13 protein-coding genes are annotated in these 18559 nt (G+C 62.5%); 6 read left to right on the top strand and 7 right to left on the bottom strand.

Annotated elements, in window-relative coordinates; all coding sequences use genetic code 11:
* Positions 1-450: 450 nt before the first annotated feature.
* The 6 genes from E5206_RS03305 (at position 451) to E5206_RS03330 (ending at position 10636) form a co-directional block, all read left to right on the top strand.
* Complete coding sequence (locus tag E5206_RS03305) at positions 451-5496, top strand: DUF4082 domain-containing protein (RefSeq protein WP_240689916.1); 5046 nt, start codon at positions 451-453, stop codon at positions 5494-5496.
* Positions 5497-5524: 28 nt separating this feature from the next.
* Positions 5525-6970, top strand: a complete 1446-nt coding sequence (locus tag E5206_RS03310; RefSeq protein ID WP_136321247.1) for a glycosyl hydrolase — start codon at positions 5525-5527, stop codon at positions 6968-6970.
* Between the two features lie 5 nt (positions 6971-6975).
* A complete protein-coding gene (locus tag E5206_RS03315) occupies positions 6976-7902 on the top strand; it encodes a glycosyltransferase (RefSeq protein ID WP_168709256.1) in 927 nt (308 codons plus the stop codon).
* Positions 7880-8668, top strand: coding sequence for a hypothetical protein (locus E5206_RS03320; RefSeq protein ID WP_136321248.1), 789 nt, complete (start codon positions 7880-7882; stop codon positions 8666-8668). The genes E5206_RS03315 and E5206_RS03320 overlap by 23 nt, the downstream gene beginning before the upstream one ends.
* A complete protein-coding gene (locus E5206_RS03325) occupies positions 8665-9372 on the top strand; it encodes a hypothetical protein (protein ID WP_136321249.1) in 708 nt (235 codons plus the stop codon). Before E5206_RS03320 ends, E5206_RS03325 begins: the two co-directional genes overlap by 4 nt.
* Positions 9373-9511: 139 nt before the next feature.
* On the top strand, positions 9512-10636 hold the full coding sequence (locus tag E5206_RS03330) for an O-antigen ligase family protein (RefSeq protein ID WP_168709257.1): 1125 nt from the start codon (positions 9512-9514) through the stop codon (positions 10634-10636).
* 18 nt (positions 10637-10654) lie between these two features.
* Here the strand turns inward: E5206_RS03330 and E5206_RS03335 are convergent, their stop codons facing one another.
* The 7 genes from E5206_RS03335 to E5206_RS03365 are packed head-to-tail and all read right to left on the bottom strand — an operon-like array spanning position 10655 to position 18232.
* Positions 10655-11518 carry a glycosyltransferase gene (locus tag E5206_RS03335; RefSeq protein ID WP_136321251.1) on the bottom strand — a complete coding sequence of 288 codons (864 nt, stop codon included), beginning with the start codon at positions 11516-11518 and terminating at the stop codon, positions 10655-10657.
* Positions 11505-12740 (bottom strand): glycosyltransferase family 4 protein, encoded by a 1236-nt coding sequence (locus E5206_RS03340; protein WP_136321252.1) that lies wholly within the window; start codon positions 12738-12740, stop codon positions 11505-11507. Before E5206_RS03340 ends, E5206_RS03335 begins: the two co-directional genes overlap by 14 nt.
* A gap of 31 nt (positions 12741-12771) precedes the next feature.
* Positions 12772-13872, bottom strand: a complete 1101-nt coding sequence (locus E5206_RS03345; protein WP_136321253.1) for a glycosyltransferase family 2 protein — start codon at positions 13870-13872, stop codon at positions 12772-12774.
* A gap of 5 nt (positions 13873-13877) precedes the next feature.
* Positions 13878-14993: a DegT/DnrJ/EryC1/StrS family aminotransferase gene (locus tag E5206_RS03350; RefSeq protein ID WP_136321254.1), complete on the bottom strand. Its 1116-nt coding sequence runs from the start codon at positions 14991-14993 to the stop codon at positions 13878-13880.
* Positions 14994-15003: 10 nt separating this feature from the next.
* Positions 15004-16494 carry an oligosaccharide flippase family protein gene (locus E5206_RS03355; RefSeq protein ID WP_136321255.1) on the bottom strand — a complete coding sequence of 497 codons (1491 nt, stop codon included), beginning with the start codon at positions 16492-16494 and terminating at the stop codon, positions 15004-15006.
* Complete coding sequence (locus E5206_RS03360) at positions 16491-17639, bottom strand: glycosyltransferase (RefSeq protein WP_136321256.1); 1149 nt, start codon at positions 17637-17639, stop codon at positions 16491-16493. Before E5206_RS03360 ends, E5206_RS03355 begins: the two co-directional genes overlap by 4 nt.
* Positions 17573-18232 carry a NeuD/PglB/VioB family sugar acetyltransferase gene (locus tag E5206_RS03365; protein WP_136321257.1) on the bottom strand — a complete coding sequence of 220 codons (660 nt, stop codon included), beginning with the start codon at positions 18230-18232 and terminating at the stop codon, positions 17573-17575. The genes E5206_RS03360 and E5206_RS03365 overlap by 67 nt, the downstream gene beginning before the upstream one ends.
* Between the last annotated feature and the right edge of the window lie 327 nt (positions 18233-18559).

Genomic DNA, 18559 nt, shown 5'->3' on the forward strand with positions numbered 1-18559 from the left:
TTGGACGCCGGACCCGCAAATTGCACATCCACATGGATCCTGCGGATACCCACAAAGTTGACTCCGACGCCCTGGCAGGGGTTCCGGGGGCGCTTAGAGTTCAAGGCGTATGGAAGCCCCGCAGGTTGGTGATTCAGGTTCCGGACTACCGCGGAGAGTCACCTCGACGTCTCCACCTGCGATCGGTTTGAAATAGCTGGATGGCGCATAACTGCAGGACTCCGGTTTGTCGGCGTCCTTGAGGGGCCAAGGCAGTACAGACGCCGCGGCTGCGCCCTTGAATGATCGCGCCTGAGTCGGGAGTACATCGTGAAGTCCGCACACATCGTTTGGCCCCGCCGGTTGGTCCGGCCGACAGTTTACGCCGTGATTACGGCCTTGTTGGCTGCTGCCTTGTCTGTCTTCGCTGTTCCGGCGGCGGATGCGGCCGGACCGTGTACGGCACCGATCATGAGCAAAGTAGCCTGCGAAAACACCCAGCCCGGTAGCCCGGCGTCGGAGTGGCAGGTCACGGGGGCCGGCAGCAGCACAATCCAAGGCTATGCCACGTCCATGAGCGTCAATATCGGCGCCTCGATCGAGTTCAAGGTCAACACGCCGTCCACTTCGTACCACATCGATGTCTACCGGTTGGGCTACTACCAGGGGATGGGCGCCCGCAAGGTCGCGGCGAACGTGCTGCCGAGCGCCGCCCTTCCGCAGAGCCAGCCGGCGTGTGCGACGTTCTCCGACACAGGTCTGATCGACTGCGGAAACTGGGGAGTTTCGGCCACTTGGCAGGTTCCGGATACCGCGGTTTCCGGCGTTTACCTGGCCCGGCTGGTACGCAATGACACTAGTGAAGCAAGCGTTGTTCCCTTTATCGTCCGCGATGACGCCGCGCATTCCGCCATGCTCTTCCAGACCTCTGATGCCACGTGGCAGGCCTACAACACCTACGGCGGCAATAGCCTGTACAGCTGCACCGTGGCCTGCCCGGCGGGAGAACCACTCACATACAAAGCCGTGTTCAAGGTCTCGTACAACAGGCCTTTCAACTCCGCCGCGGACGACCAAGGTAGAAGCTGGCTGATGTACGCCGAGTACCCGATGATCCGTTTCATGGAGGCCAACGGCTACGACGTCAGCTACATGAGCGGCGTCGACGTCTCCACCCGGGGCCCGTTGCTGCTGAATCACAAGGTCTTTATGTCAGTGGGCCACGACGAATACTGGACAGGGGATCAACGGGCCAACGTGGAGGCTGCTCGCGACGCCGGCGTGAACCTGGCGTTCTTCAGCGGGAACGAAATGTTCTGGAAGACACGGCTGGAACCAAGCTCCGACGGAACGAACACACCGGACAGGACTCTGGTGGCCTACAAAGACACGCACTTCAACGCACCCACCGATCCCGTGTCGTGGACCGGGACCTGGCGGGACCCGCGTTTTGGGACAACCGGTGGCGGGGGTAACCCGGAAAATTCCCTGACAGGCCAATTCTTCATGGTCAATTCCGGAACCACCGACATCGTGGTCCCGGCAGCGTACAAACAGCTCAGGCTATGGCGGGGGACCTCGATTGCGAACTTGGCCGCCGGCGCCTCGGCCACCCTGGGGGCCGGAGTCGGCACCCTTGGCTACGAGTGGGACATCGACGCCGACAACGGGTTCCGGCCAGCTGGTTCGTTCAGGCTTTCCAACACAGTCAGTTCCTCGGCGGAAGTCTTCACAGACTACGGGTCCAGCACGATGAACGGCCAAGCCGCAACCCATAACCTCACGCTCTACAAGGCTCCCAGCGGTGCCCTCGTCTTCGGCGCCGGCACGGTGCAATGGTCCTGGGGGCTGGACGGCTTCACCACCGGAAAAGCAGCTGACAAGAATATGCAGCAAGCCACCGTCAACCTTCTTGCTGACATGGGCACGCAAGCTACGACGATCACGGCTGGCTTGGTGACCGCGTCGGCGTCGACAGACTCGACGGCTCCGACTTCCACCATCGTTTCGCCTACAGCAGGATCAACTGTTTCGGATGGCACGATTGTCACCGTGACGGGGACCGCCGCCGATGTGGGCGGCGTGGTTGCCGGCGTCGAGGTCTCGACGGATGGCGGTGCAACCTGGCGCCCGGCAACGGGCACCTCGAATTGGACCTTCAGTTGGAATGCGCACGGGAGCCCGACGTCTACTCTGCGTTCCCGGGCCGTTGATGACAGCGGCAATATCGAATCGCCCACGGCCGGCAGGGTCACGAACGTGTCATGTCCGTGCTCCATGATCGGGACTAACGTCAGCCCGGCTGTTCCTGACGTCGGCGACGGCAGTGGAATCGAGGTCGGGGCCAAATTCTTCTCCGACGTCGCGGGAACCATCAGCGCCTTGCGGTTCTACAAGTCCGCCAAGAATACCGGCACCCACGTAGGCAGCGTCTGGAGCGAATCCGGGCAACGGCTTGCCACGGTCACTTTCAGTGGGGAATCGGCGACTGGCTGGCAGAGTGCCACCCTGTCTCCGCCTCTCGAGGTCACCGCAAATACGAATTACGTGGTGTCCTACTTTGCTCCGGCCGGTCACTATGCCCAAGACACCGCCTATTTCTACAACCATCCCTCGCCGGCACCCGCAGGGAACGGCAGCACGGGAGGCACGCCGCTTCACTTCACCCGGAGCGTGCCTGGCAGCCCGAACGGCTTCTACAGGTACGGCGAGTCGTCTTCATTCCCTGATCAGGTGTACGACGCAGAGTACTACTGGATGGACGCTGTCTTCAGCCCGTCGAGCAGCCCAGCACCGGCAATTTCATCGGTATCACCGTCCAACAATGCGACAGGTGTCGATGTGGCGGCGAAGCCTTCCGGGACGTTTAATCAGGGCGTGACGGCGTCCTCGGTGGTGTTCACAGTGAAGGACATGGCAAACACTGCGGTCCAGGGGACGGTGGCATACGACTTGGCCACGAACACGGCTACGTTCACCCCTGGGACGTCCCTGGCCTTCAGCACCAGCTACACGGCCACGGTGAGTGGTGCCACGAATTCCGCGGACCAGTCCATGGCGGCGCCGTATTCGTGGACGTTTACGACGGCCGCGCCGCCGGCGGCGCCGACGGTGGCGTCGGTGTCGCCAGCGAACGGCGCCGTTGGCGTCGACACAGGAGTGAAGCCGTCCATGACGTTTGATCAGGCGGTGACGGGGTCCTCGGTGGTGTTCACTGTGAAGGATGCGGGGGGTGCTGTGGTGGCGGGTACTGCCGCGTATGACGCGGCGGCCAGGACCGCGACGTTTACTCCAGGTGCGGCCTTGAGCCCCGGGACCACCTACACTGCCACCGTCAGTGGGGCTGCCAACACCACGGGCCAGACCATGGCGGCGCCCTATTCGTGGACGTTCACCACGGCCGCTGTCGTCACCTGCCCGTGTAATATTTTCAGCTCAAACTCCGTGCCAACAACTGTTTCCACCAATGATCCGAATGCCGTGGAGTTGGGGATGAAGTTCCGTTCGGATGTGGCGGGGACGGTCACGGGGGTCCGGTTTTACAAGGGCGGGGCGAACAGCGGAACCCATGTCGGGCATCTGTGGACGGCTACCGGGACGCTCCTGGCGTCGGTGACGTTCACGGGGGAAACGGACTCGGGCTGGCAGCAGGCGGCGTTCTCCACGCCGGTACCGATCTCGGCGAACACCACGTATGTGGTGTCCTACTACGCCCCGAACGGGTCGTACTCCGCTGACGGCGGCTACTTCAACAACGCGGCGGACACGGCGCCCTTGCATGGCCTCGCGTCGGGCACCGACGGATCCAACGGCGTCTACCGGTATGGCACCTCCACGGCGTTCCCCACCGACAGCTACAACAGCACCAACTACTGGGTCGACGTCGTTCTCGCCACCACGGCCCCGAACACGGCGCCTGTTGTTTCCTCGGTGTCGCCGGCGGACAGTGCTTCGGCTGTCGATGTGGCGGCGAAGCCTGCTGCGACGTTTGATCAGGCGGTGACGGGGTCCTCGGTGGTGTTCACTGTGAAGGATGCGGGGGGTGCTGTGGTGGCGGGTACTGCCGCGTATGACGCGGCGGCCAGGACCGCGACGTTTACTCCCGGGAGTGCTCTGGCGTTCAGCACCAGATATGGGGTCACGGTCAACGGTGCGACGAATGTGACGGGGCAGACCATGGCGCCCTATTCGTGGACGTTCACCACGGCGGCGGCTCCGTCATCGTGTCCGTGCACCGTGTTCAATCCGACGTCGGTGCCTGCGACCCTGGTAGCCAATGATCCGAATGCCGTGGAGTTGGGGATGAAGTTCCGTTCGGATGTGGCGGGGACGGTCACGGGGGTCCGGTTTTACAAGGGCGGGGCGAACAGCGGAACCCATGTCGGGCATCTGTGGACGGCTACCGGGACGCTCCTGGCGTCGGTGACGTTCACGGGGGAAACGGACTCGGGCTGGCAGCAGGCGGCGTTCTCCACGCCGGTACCGATCTCGGCGAACACCACGTATGTGGTGTCCTACTACGCCCCGAACGGGTCGTACTCCGCTGACGGCGGCTACTTCAACAACGCGGCGGACACGGCGCCCTTGCATGGCCTCGCGTCGGGCACCGACGGATCCAACGGCGTCTACCGGTATGGCACCTCCACGGCGTTCCCCACCGACAGCTACAACAGCACCAACTACTGGGTCGACGTCGTTCTCGCCACCACGGCCCCGAACACGGCGCCTGTTGTTTCCTCGGTGTCGCCGGCGGACAGTGCTTCGGCTGTCGATGTGGCGGCGAAGCCTGCTGCGACGTTTGATCAGGCGGTGACGGGGTCCTCGGTGGTGTTCACTGTGAAGGATGCGGGGGGTGCTGTGGTGGCGGGTACTGCCGCGTATGACGCGGCGGCCAGGACCGCGACGTTTACTCCCGGGAGTGCTCTGGCGTTCAGCACCAGATATGGGGTCACGGTCAACGGTGCGACGAATGTGACGGGGCAGACCATGGCGCCCTATTCGTGGACGTTCACCACGGCGGCGGCTCCGTCATCGTGTCCGTGCACCGTGTTCAATCCGACGTCGGTGCCTGCGACCCTGGTAGCCAATGATCCGAATGCCGTGGAGTTGGGGATGAAGTTCCGTTCGGATGTGGCGGGGACGGTCACGGGGGTCCGGTTTTACAAGGGCGGGGCGAACAGCGGAACCCATGTCGGGCATCTGTGGACGGCTACCGGGACGCTCCTGGCGTCGGTGACGTTCACGGGGGAAACGGACTCGGGCTGGCAGCAGGCGGCGTTCTCCACGCCGGTACCGATCTCGGCGAACACCACGTATGTGGTGTCCTACTACGCCCCGAACGGGTCGTACTCCGCTGACGGCGGCTACTTCAACAACGCGGCGGACACGGCGCCCTTGCATGGCCTCGCGTCGGGCACCGACGGATCCAACGGCGTCTACCGGTATGGCACCTCCACGGCGTTCCCCACCGACAGCTACAACAGCACCAACTACTGGGTCGACGTCGTCGTCAGATAATAGTCGTGAAGGGGAAAGTGGAACACATATGAGAGCCGTTGGACGCTTCGGGGCGGCTGTGGTCGTCGGGTGCCTGGCGCTGATTACCGCGTGTTCCGGCAGCGTCGCAGACGCTCGGCGGGACGTTGCGTCCCAGCAAGCGCCCGGCGGCCCGGCAGTGCAGCCGGACAGCCCCAGCCCCGACGGTCCGGAGCGTTTCCAGACGGTCTCAGGCCTGGGGGTTAATGCGAACGTGCACAGCTGGGACAACGGCCGGCTCCGGCCGGCGATCGACATGATTGCCGATCTGGGCGAGGTCAGCTGGCGCGTGATCATCGACAAGGCCGACTGGGTGGCGGAAAGGGACCCGTCTGATCCAGCCACCATTGATTGGTCCCGCTACACACCCATTTATGAACGCGGCAAGATGGCCGATTTGTGGAACACCATCGAGTACATCTCGTCCAAGCCCGGACAACAGGTCATGGTCAACGTTATGGGGGGCGTGCCGGAGTGGATGGGTGGCAACCACATCGACCCGGCAGCCGAGGACCAGTGGGTCCGCATGATTGCTTCCATGGTCGCCTACGGACGGAATGTCCGGAGGCTGGACTTCACCTTGCTTAGCCCCATGAACGAGACCGACTGGAACGGGATCGAAGGACCCCATGTGGAGCCGGAGCAATATGTGAGGCTCCTCCACAAGCTTGTGGTCCGTCTGGACGGCCTGGGCCTTCGCGATATGCGGCTCGTCGGGCCGGACACGGCGTCCGCAGCCAAGGCCAGCTCCGAATACCTGAAGGCGCTGAACGCGGATTCCCTGGTCATGTCCCGGATGGCGCATTTCGGGATCCACAGCTACGACGGTGGCTCCGGAGGCGCGGCGGAGGCGCTGGCCAAGTCCTCCCATCCTGGGCTGGACTACTGGGTGACCGAGTTCTCCGGCCCCTGTCCGGGCTGCGACACGGGGTCACCGAACCCTGCCGACTGGTCGTCTGCCGCGCAAACAGCTTCCCTGGCCATCAGACTCCTCCAGGAGGGCGCCGCCGGGCTTATGCAATATGACGCCTGGGACGGCTATTACGAGCACCACGAAAGCACCGGCTACTGGGGACTTCTCGCCTATGACTCCGAAAAGGGTACTTACAGTCCACGCAAAACGTACTACGTCCTCCGGCAATTGATCCGTTACGTGCCTCGCAATGCTGTCCGCATTGCGGCGTCGTCCAGTGAAGAAAGCGTCGAGATCGTGGCCTTCCAGGACCCCGCGTCAGGATGGGTGTCGGTTTTCGGACGGAACAGTTCCGACTCACCGGTGAAGGTGACGGTGCGGCTTGCGGGACTGAGCGGGACGATACGGCTTTCAATGTTCACCACCGATTCCGAGCGTGACATGGAGGCCGTCGAAGGCCCGCTAATGGCCGCGGGGATAACAAACCTGACGGCCCTACCGAACTCGGTTTTCACTCTGACCGGAAGTGCGACGAAAGGTTGAGCGACATGGATGTGTCTGATTCTTCGGGGTCCAATGTGGATCATGTGCTGCTGACCCGTTTCAACCTGCCGACGGCGGGCAGGGAGAGCCAGGTCCGCGCGCAGGAGGGCTGGCTCAGGAACAGGGTTGACCTCTTCGAGCGATTCTGCCTGCCGTCTGTCCGGGCACAGACTTCGGGGGACTTCCGCTGGATTGTCTATTTCGATCCCGAGAGTCCGACATGGCTGAAGGAGAGGATCCCACAGCTGGCCGGCGATGGCGGCTTTGTGCCGATCTTCAGGGCGAGCGTCGACCACGATGAGCTGGTGGCGGATCTGATCAAGGTTGTGGGAAAACCGCGGAAACGATTGGTAACGACAAATCTTGACAATGATGATGGATTGGCCGTGGATTTTGGCGAAAGACTTCAAATGCAGGCCAGTATCCCGAGCGTCCGGACGGCGATTTATTTTTCCCGCGGCTTGATACTGGCCGGAAAAGACCTTTACTCACGAATCGACCGCCGAAATGCGTTTTGTTCAGTGGTCGAATCGTGGGAGGAGCCGGTCACTTGCTGGGCGGACTGGCACAATCTCCTCGGTAAAAGCATGCCTGTCCGGGAGATTGCTGGATCCCCGGCCTGGTTGCAGGTAGTTCACGGAGGGAATGTCAGCAATCGGGTTCGCGGAAGAATGGTTTCGTCCCTGCTTAATGTGAAAAATTTTCCGGTTATTCCACCCGATACCGGCTATCCTTCTGACAGAGAACTGCGCTGGGAAAACCTGGTGGTAGCTCCCGCTCGATATCTGGGCGAACATGGCAGATCGACAGTTAAATGCCTCATGATAATGGTCTTGGGCAAGGACGGTCTTAGCAGGGTCAAGGAAGTGCTGTCTGCCAGAAAGGCAGGCCCTGTAAGGGGGGAAGCGGATGCGGCTGAAGGAACTTATTAGGAGCCTCGCAAGACGCTGGTACGTGGTGCTGGCCGGTCTCGTTCTGACCGCAGGTATGTGTTCTGTGGTGTACGTGAAGGTTCCGGCGACATATGAAGCCAGCGGCAGCCTCGTACTCATGCCTCCGTCGGCGACGGTGGGGGACACCGGTAACCCTTACCTCTACCTCGTCGGAATGTCGCAGGCACTTGACGTCCTGACACGACGGGCGAATGCAGCCGAGGTGCGAGATCCTGTCCTGAATCAGTTTCCGGGCATGACCTACAGCATCGACGCGGACCGATCCACGAGCGGGGCAATAGTTGTTGTGAAGGTTTCGGGCCCTGATCCAGGCGCAACGATGGGCGGCCTGAAAGCCGCCTTGGCCACAGTCCCGGCCACACTCAAGACCATGCAGGACGAACTTTCCGTCGCGGACTTCTCGAGGATTAACCTGAAGACGATAGTCGTGGCTCCCGAGCCAACCAGGGAGAACAAGGCCCAGCTTCAGCTCATGATCGTCGCCGCGGGAGTTGGCGTCATAGGCACTGTGCTGTTGGCCAGAATGCTGGACGGGCTGCTCCTTGCCAGAGGAATCGCGCGCAGAAACCTGGAGCGTCCGGCCCCTGGGCGCCCGGGCGGAACTCCAGACCCATCCCTGCGTCGACGGCAGTTGCGGTCTGGAGTGTCAAAGTCATCCCTGTCCCAGCCGCTCGCCCCGGATCCGGGGGATGAGGATTCGGCCGAACCAACCGAGAAGACCGACGTTCGCGCCATGCTCCCATGACCATGGCCAAACTGCTCCGTCTATTGGGGCGACGCTGGTACGTGGTCATCGCGGGGGTTGCGTGCACGGCGCTTGCCTGTGCAGTTCTCATGCTCACGCCCCGCGCCTATGCGGCGCAGATGGATGTTGTTTTTGTCGTGCCAGGAGGGGTGGCGTCGTCGAGAACTGACGATGCGTTCGCGGAACCCCTGATAAATTTCACCAGCGTGGTGGCGGTAAGGACCAACGCGATACGGCCCTCCGTGAAGCTTTCCTCGCCGACGGCCGAGTTGTACGGACTCGGTGTCCGGGAAGGAGTGTCCGTCACGTTGGCTGATGCCGGTGGGCAGTGGGGAAGCATCTTCAATGCGCCCGTCATCCGGATCCAAGCGGTCGATTCCAGCCCCGAACGCGTGGCTGCTGCCTTGGATGAAGTCGTTGCCGACATTTCTTCGGCGTCGACTTCCATTCAAGATGAAAGTGGGGTCGCACGGAGTGCAAGGATCGGTATGGAGACCGTGCCTCTACGGCCGGAGGTCTTCGTCTACACCCGCAATCGAACGAGTGAAGCCAAAGCCACTGCCGCGGCTTGGGTATTGGGCCTGAGCCTCACCGTCTGCGCAGCGGCCCTCTCTGACAGATGGGCACGATCACGTCGTCGCCGCTCGGAAAGGACGAGGCACCGTGCCACTGAAATTGCGCCGCAGTCCGCGGCCACAGCCTGAGATTGACCAGGGGAGGCGTTCCGGATGGGACGCTGCCTCATTTCTGACGGTCTACCTGGTGCTTGTCTGCGCGCTCCCGTCATACCTGACTATTCCGGTGCTGGGGTCAGCAGGCCGGCCCTCCACACTCTGGGGCCTGGTGGGCCTTCTCTGGTGGATCTGGAACAGGGTGGGGGTAGTTGTTCCTTATAAGGGAGGTTCCGGAGTTATCCGGACGGCCTTGCTGGTGTTCGTCGGGTGTGTTCTGGCCAGCTATGCGTATGCAAACTTCCGTGGCCTGCCGGGTTCGGAATCGAGTCCGGCCGACAGCGGAATGCTGCGGCTGGCGGGATGGGTCGGCATTGCTTTGATTGCCTCCGACGGAATCGAAACGCGAGAACGCCTGCAAACTTTGCTCCGGCGCGTCGTGATGGCGGGCGCCCTGATGGCCTCATTGGGACTCGCCCAGTTCTGGACGGGAGAATCATTAATCGAATGGATCTCTTTGCCTGGGTTTGCCGTGGATTCCTCCCTTTCCGGAGTCGAGGGCCGAGGAGGGTTCATCAGGCCGCAAGGAACGGCGGCCCACCCGCTGGAATATGGGGTGGTGCTATGCATGTCACTGCCGCTTGCGATCTCTTTGGCCATGACCGAAACCAAACGCGGCATGTTGCTTCGATGGCTTCCGGTGTCGGTGATCATGTTCGCCTCCCTGCTTTCGGTCTCGCGCTCGGCACTTCTTGGCGTTCTCGCTGGCGTTCTGGTTCTTTTACCCCGCTGGCCGGCGCGAGTCCGTTTGTATGCCGTTGTTGCGGCAGTCGGTTTGGGTGTCATCATGTATTCGGTTGTCCCCGGCATGGCAGGAACGCTGAAGGGAATGTTCCTTGGCGTAGCCGATGATTCGAGCACGGTGTCGAGAACGAATTCATACGCCGCTGCTTTTGATATAGCTCAGCGGAGCCCGTTCGTGGGTCGGGGATTCAGCACTTTCCTGCCGCAGTATTTGATTCTTGATAATCAATTCTTGGGCTTGTTGATCGAGGTCGGCGTGCTGGGTCTCGCCGCATTCCTGGTTCTTGTGGCGATGTCAATCATCATTCCGTGGACTGCTACCCGCCGATCCACCGATGCAGGCCTCCGCCAGTTAGGCGCGGCGGTCTCCGCGTCCGTGGCGGCCGCTGCCCTGACGTTCGCATTCTTCGACGGTCTGGGCTTCCCAATGTCCGCAGGGCTGCTGTTCATGATGTTGGGGATATCAGCTTCATTGGTGCGATCGGCGCGTTAGCCGCGAATGTTGCAAGGCTCAGTTCCGGCTGATTCCCTTGGCGAACGTCGCCCGCCAAAGCTCGGTGACTCGAGACGGCTTTCGCGCAATGCGCCAAAGAATACGGGCCGTTCCTTTGGAGACCTCTGTGAACAAGTCGACAAAACTGTCATTGAAGTCGAGGCCGCAGTTAAAGAATCGGGCAATACGATGCCCTGGGACCCGGAGTCCGACAATTTCATTCAGGACATTCCCGCCATGGATGACTTGGAGCCACATGGGATGTGCGGTGCGAATATTTCGCACCGGGCCGCGTTCATCGACGCGGTAATGATGTTCTACGAATACGGTCTCCGGCGCGGCCGTTCCTGCAGCCTCGACGAGGGACAGGAAAGGATTCTTGGTGTATGGGCGCAAGTAGACCCTCCCGTCGGCATACTGGGCGCCGTTGACGAGGTTGATGAACTCGAAGTCCTGTCGTTGGAAGCAGTTCTGGATCGTTTGAACGAAGTCCCGTGCGACGGCGTCGTCGTTGTCCACCCTGGTTGTCAGAATGTAAGGGGCATCCGTTCGAGCCGCCACGGCTTTCGAAACGGTCTTCGAGGTGAATGCTCCGGAGACGAAAACTGTTTCGAATCTTCCCCGTGCATCCTTTTCGATTTCCTGCCGGAACCACTGCGGGCTTTGATCATCAACGAAGACCAGCCATAGAAACTGTGCGGACGACTGGTCGGCCAACGCGGGTAAACAATACTGGCGGAACAGCCGCAACCGCTCGCGGAGCCACGCATCAGTCGGTTCGGACGCATGGTAGAACGAGCGCACGTTGAAGCGCGTAAGGACGAAATGAGACGCTTCGCCGCCGGCTATTTTGGGCGCTGTAGTGAGGTCACCGTTCAACATGTTCACTTGCTCCTACTGGTTTTGAATGCGCCGACCCGCAGCCATAGCAGGCGCGCTCGAGTTCGCCCGCGACAACGTGCTGCGCTGGTTCCCACCCGGAGCGCACACTCGCCGCGATCATCGCCAGCCGTTCTGCCGATGGAGGCTCTTCCACCGCGCTACACAGGGCGGCAGCGAGCCCGGCTGGTGTCGGGTTGGCCCAGTTCACGTGAGAATTGCTCAGGCCCATCCGGGCCAGGGGCGAGTCGTTGACTACCGGCGTCGTGCCGGCCGCGAGCATTTCCTCGGGGACGAGGGAAACGTTGGTGAAGGAGAGCGCGAGTCCGGCAGCGGACTGGTTGTAAAGCCTGTTGAGATCAGACGGCGAGAGCTTCCCTGCATGGACATGGGGGACATCCCAGTTCTCCGGGCGGTCCCCATAGCTCGTGATCAACTGCTCGGGATGCCTGGCGTGAAATTCCTCCAGCGCCAACTTGGCCAGCAGGAAACCCCGCCGGTCCACGTCAGGGCGCGAAAAGAACACGACTCCAGTGCGTGGTCCGGTATTATCAAGGCGATACACGCCGGTGTCGCAGCCAAAGGGGGCGACGACGGAAGCCGCCCCGGTTTCGTCGTTGATCAGGTGCTGGACCATGTGTCCGACGGCGATGTGCCGAAAGCCGAACCTGTAGGTGTCCTCGGCCAACGCGTACAGACTTCCGCGCGGGTAGAAGTAGGGCTCGAAGTCTTGCACGAAGTAGAACCTGTGCTGCGCGGCGGTCCCCCTCGTGGCCAGTACGTGGGCTGTCTCCCAGGAGCTGGCCACGGTCGCGTCATATCCCTCGATTTCGGCAGGTACGTAGCGAATGTCTGCGCGGAGCCATGGCCAGTGCTGGCGTATCACAGCGGCGTGGTAAGGGAGTTCGGATCCATGGCGGTTGTAGAGCAACAGGGTGCAGGCGTGGCCGCGCCGTTCCAGTTCCTGGACCATGCGGAAGAGCGTCGTATGGCCTCCGCTCCCAGGCCCGGGAGGAGTGCAGATCCAGGCAATCCGGAGGGGCTCCTCAGACGGGAGCGATTGAGGGGTCGGCAGTTGCAAGCCCGTCGAGTTGGCGATATCGGCATACAGCAGCGGGAAATCCAGCTCTGCGGTCCGGAACGTCGTCGAGATCTTCCTGGCCGTGCGTTTGGCAAGTCGCTGGGCGACGTCCCTCGCGCCGTTGGTCCGCAACCTGGCACTCAAGCGTTGAATCGAGGTCCACTGCTTCTGCACCTTAGAACACTCCGTTTCTGTGCCATTTGCGCCAATTCCTGTTTGTGCGGATGCGGCCCCTGACGCGGCGCAGCAAAGGCAGCACGTTGGCGCCCGCAGCGGGAGCGGGGTTGTTGATCCTTCGGGACAGAGTTTCCCACAGGGCCGATCCCTCGATTTCGGGATCCACATCTTTCGCGAACGCACGGTACGCCGCGAACAGGGCCGGATCGGGCAGGCCTCGGTCGAGTTCCAATCCCGCCGTGTAAAGCGCCTCGTTGACCAGCGCCGTCCGGGCATCGCGAAGGAGCTCCTCGGCCCCGGGTATCTGCCCGGCTAAACCCCCGAAGAGGGTTTCGAAGACTTCATACCGCTCGCCAAGATCCAGGCAGCCGTCCACTTCCTTGGCAGACATGCTGTTTGGATGGTCCCGATGCCAGGCTTGGTCAGCCCCGTGGATGTAGGCGACGTCCGCAAATGCGGAAATACGAAACCACAACTCCATATCCGGTGTATGGCGGAGCGGCGCCTGATACCCGATGCGTTCAACAACGGAACGGCGCATGAGCGCCTCCGGTGACGTGATGACGTTCTGCGCGGAGCGGCACCGGTCCCTCAGCCAGTCCTGCCCGGGCCAGATGGTCCACGCCGACGCCTGGCTCCGGGCCTCCGGCAGGCTCTCGGTGGAAAAGTGAATCGGGTGACCGTAGACGAGTCCGACGGACGGGTACGCCCCGGCCAGCTGCGTTGCACGGGCAAGGGACCCGGGAGTGAGCAGATCGTCCGCGTCGAGCCGCACCAGGAACTCTCCCGTGGCTATTTTTGCTCCGTCATTGAATGTCGCCACCATCCCCTTGTTTCGCTCGTGCGACAGCACAGAGACATTCGGGTTCGTTGCGGCTAGGCCTTTGGCGACTGACAGGCTGGAGTCCGTGGAGGCATCGTCGACGATGATCACGTCGACCTCAACCTCTTCCTGGGCAAGGCAGCTGTGGACGGCCTGGGGAAGGAAGTTCGCGTAGTTGTAACAAGGAACCACGACCGTCACAGTTGCCGGCGGCTCCGGTACGGCCCGGGGCTTGACCCGGATCCGTCGATCAACGCTTTGCACCGTATTCTCCATTTTTCTCACTTCTCCAACGACGTACGCAGTTGCTCGGCGACGAATTCCTGCTGGGACGCCGTGATTCCCGGATAGAGGGGAAGGGACAGTATTTGCTGGGAGTGTTTCTCGGCCTCGGGAAAGGATCCCCGACGGTGGCCCAGGAACTCATAGGCCGGCAGCAGATGGACGGGCAGGGGATAGTGGACCCCGGCTCCAACGCCGCTTTCGTTCAGCCGGGCGACAATACGGTCGCGGTCGCGCCCGGGAACACGGACGACGTACAGGTGGAAGACGTGTTCGTTGCCTGGCGTGGTGGCCGGCAGCACGACGTCGTCAAGACCTTCCAGCAGCGTGGCGTACAGCTCCGCAGCCTCCGCCCGCTGCTGGTTCCATTGATCCAGGAGCGCGAGCTTGGCGGACAGGACCACCGCCTGAAGGGAATCCATCCGCGAGTTGAAGCCGATGTCACCGTGCTCATAGCGGGTTGTTCCGCCGTGGTTGCGAAGCTTGCGGAGTTGATCGGCAATTGCCGCCGAGCTCGTCATGACGGCCCCGGCATCCCCGTACGCTCCGAGATTCTTCCCCGGGTAGAAGCTGGTGGCGGCGACGTCGCCCAACGACCCTGCGCGGGCACCGAAGCGTTGTGCGCCCTGGGCCTGGGCCATGTCCTCAACGAGGGCCACGTCCGCGTTCGTCGCACGGCGAAGCAGTTCCATGGGAGCCGCCTGGCCGAACAAGTGGACGCCTATAACAGCCTTGGTCCGCGATGTCAGCTTTTCCGCGACGCTCCCGGGCTCCACCAGGAAATCGGTGTCGCAGTCCGCGAGGACAAGTTTGGCGCCCGCGCGCATGACGGCGCCTGCCGTGGCAACGAACGTATTGGCCGGCACAATCACTTCATCTCCGGGCTTGACGCCGGTTGCCCGAAGGGCGAGCTCGATGGCGTCGGTCCCGTTTCCCACGCCGACGGCGAACTGGGCGCCGCAGTACCTTGCCCAGGCCTCTTCGAACTCCCCGACTTGGGGTCCGAGGACGAAGCTGCTTTCCGCGATGACCCGGTTGAAGCCCTCACGAATTGTGTCGTTGATCTGCCGCTGTTGTTGGGCCAAATCGACCAGTGGCACGCGATGAGTAGTCATGATGTTCCTTTCAGCTCGTCGATGCTGGAGTTTCCGATACTTCTTTGCCGCGGTCCGGTGTTTCGGTGTCTGATGCCCAACGGGCAGCGGCACGCACTTGTCTGCTGAACCACCGGGCCAGCAACAGAATGTAGACACCTGTGCCGGCGGCGCCCCCGGCAAGGAGTTGGGTCAGCGGCGTCGGGAGCAGGGATATCGTGACCATCGCGGCGGCAGCCGCCGGTATGGCCGCGGCCAGGGGTGGCCAGAGCTTGGAGGCCACGGCCCGCAGGTCTGCCCCGCTGCGCTTCAGGGACACGGCGTAGGCCGGACAAACTACAAGAAGGGCTGTTGCCAGGTGGGCTGCGGCCACTCCGGCCGTTCCATCCAGGCTGATGCCGAGCAGGACGGCGGGTATGAGGCCGGCGATCCAGGCAACTTGAACGAACAGCGTGACCCGGGCTGCTCCCCGCGCGAGGAGATACGAAGCTGAAAGGTCAAATAGGGTTCGGAGTGCCCCGAAGATTCCAAGCCAGCCCAGGATCAATGACGCGGGCAGCCATTTGGGCCCGTAGACGAGTTGCACCACAGGTCCGGCCAAAACCGCCAACATAAGACCGGCTAGCAAGGAGACGGCCCACACCGGTCCAAGCATGGCCGCGAAGCTCTGATCCGACCGTCCCCGTGCCAGTCTGGCAAATGCTGGAATAGAAACGGAACGAACCACCTGGCCGAGTGCGCTCATCGGCCAGTTCGAGATATTGAATGCCAGGAAATAGAATCCGAGCGCCACGGGCCCGGCAAGACGTGAGATGGCGACGGTGTCAACGTTCAACAGCGCCCAGGACAACATATTTGCACCCGCTACGGGCAGACCGTAGTCCAGGACTCCAGGGGCCACGTGCCGGTCAAAACCGAATCGGGGGCGTTCCCCGGATAGGACAAATTGAAGGACCAGCGAAACTGCCTGGGAGGAGATCCGGGCAACGGCCAGGCCCATGACCCCCCACCCGGCAAGCACGAGTGCGATAGTCAGCGATGTCCCAACAACGAATTCTACGCACGAGATGCCAAAAATCTTCTTCTGCGCGAATAGCCGCTGCAGGGCCGCGTACGGCACCACACCGAGGCTGGCGAGCAGCAGGGAGAGGGACATGACTGCAATGACGGGGCCGGCCTCGTGGCTACCCAGAAGATCCGCCAGTCCTTGGGCCGACGCCGCCATCGTCACCGTCAGTACGGTTCCCGAGACGGCGGCAAGGCTGGCGACGGTGGGCGCTTTACGGACAGGATCCTCTGAGCGGACGAGGTCTGCGCTCATTCCGAGATCGGCCAGCGATATCAACACCGCCTGAACGCTCAGAGCCACGGCGAAAACCCCGAATTGGGCAGGCGCCAGGAGCCACGCAAGGACGATGCCCACAGCGAAACTGCTCAGGCGGAGAACGAGGCTGTTGACGCTGCTCCAGGCGAGTCCGTGTCCGATGCGTTGCCGGAGTCCGGGGTATGCGGTTGCCGTCATACGCCAAATCGCCTCCAGCGGCGCCACCGCAACGACCAGCGCCAGTTATCCACCCTGCCGGACAGCCGACGCCGATAGGCGGGCATCCGGCCCTTCCCGCGAATGCGGTATGCCCTCCACGGCGCAGAGCCCGTAATGCCGGCATCAGTTTCCACCGCGAACTTGGCCAGCTCCTCTGCGGCAGCCGCGTTCATCCCGCCTTTGTCGAGGGCCTGGTTGGCGGCGCGGACTGCTTCAACTGCCAGTGCGTGCCGTGCCATGCGCAACAGTCCGGGGTGACGGTTCAGGGCCGATCCCGGCATACCCGCTAGATCTTCGAAGACATGGCGCCGCGCCTGGATGTCCGCGAGTCCCCCACCGAAATCCGTCAGGTGCATGTTCAGTCCATGGACCCGGTAGAAGGCTTGAACGATTCCGTTGACTCGTCCGACTGAACCAATCTCCGCGGCGCGCAGCCAAAGCTCCATATCCGCCGAATGCGGCATGTCCGGCCTGTAGCCGCCGAGCCGATCCATGACGGAACGGCGCAGTACCGCCTCTGGATTCACGATGATATTGGACCCTCGCCGGCACATTATCCGGGTCCATTCTTCGCCGGTCCAGAGCGACCACGACTTCCTCATCTCCCCGGTCGGCGGTACCTTGTCGTGAAATTCCTGGGCATAGCCGTAGGCCAGCCCGACTTCGGGGTGGGCTTCCAACAGGGCTGTGGATCGAGCCAGAGATCCGGGTGCCAGCAAGTCATCCGCTGACAGCAGGACAACATACTCGCCTCGGACCCGCGACAGGCCGTCGTTGTAGCTCGCAATGTGCCCCAGGTTTTGACTATGCAAAACCACGCTGATTCGCTCGTCCCCGGCGGCAAGCTCCCTCGCAACCCGCGGACTGGCATCGGTTGAGGCGTCATCGACAATGATGACGTCCAGATCGACGCCCTCCTGGCTCACGACGGACGCCACAGCCTCTGTGAGGTACCGGGCGTAGTTGTAACACGGGATGACGACCGAAACCACCGGGCGACGCAACAGTGCCGTCGGTTTCTGATGATTTCCGAACCCAATCCGGATTGCCGCGCGGTTCACAGCTGAGCCGCCGCTCCGTTGACGCCACCGTGGTTGAGCTGATGTGCCGGGACGCCCACCCACGTTTCGCCGTCGGGGACGTCACTCAGGACCGCGGCACCCATGCCGACCGTAGCGTACGAGCCAATCAACGTCCGTTCCCGCACACTGGAATTCATGCCAAGGTGGGCGGCGCGGCCTATCCGGACCCCGCCGCCAAGAGTGGTCCCGGCGGCAAACGTCGCGAAGTCCGCCACGGCGTCGTCGTGCGTAAACGTGACCCCGGGCATGGCCACCACGTGCGAACCTAAGGTGACAGAGGCCGTCAGTGTCACGTTCTGCAGCAGGATGCTGCCCCGGCCGATACGGCAACCCTCAGGCATCCGGACCGACGGGTCGATCACTGTGGCATAGCGGTTGCTGCCAATGCCGAGAGCACTCAGACGTTCAACCAGGGCCTCTCGGGGACGGCCGGCATCCAGGCAGACCAGAAAGAAGGCGTGCGTGTAGTGGACAGAGTCATCGATGGGTCCAAGGACGGGCGCTCCGTCCACATCGCTCCCGATCATCTCGGCGTCATCAAGGAATCCGACGACGTCGTAGCGTCCGCTGCTGCGAACGGTGGCCAGGACCTCACGGGCCAGGCCGGTGGCGGCGATCAGCAAAAGCTCGCTCATCTGGTCACCAGCCCGATTTTCGGGAAACCGGCGCAGGGCTGCGGAGCCCTCCCGGTAGACACGGGGGTGAGGTTGGCTGGCAGCATCCGGACTCGGGTTCCGTCAGCTCCGGATGCTGCCAGCTCCTGTTCGCGGGTCGGTTGTGCAGCAACAGACCCGGCAATCCGGCCGGTAATGGCCGGATTGAATCTGTGACGGGCGGCCGCGGCCCGTGCGACGCGACGCTCCGCACCGGACGCCGGTCGGTTCCCGCTGGATTGCCTGTCCCGACGTGCAACTGGCCAAACCGCCATCCCCCACCTTCTCTCTCGCCGAACCTTCGCGGCG

This window comes from Arthrobacter sp. PAMC25564 (assembly GCF_004798705.1).
Lineage (GTDB): Bacteria > Actinomycetota > Actinomycetes > Actinomycetales > Micrococcaceae > Arthrobacter.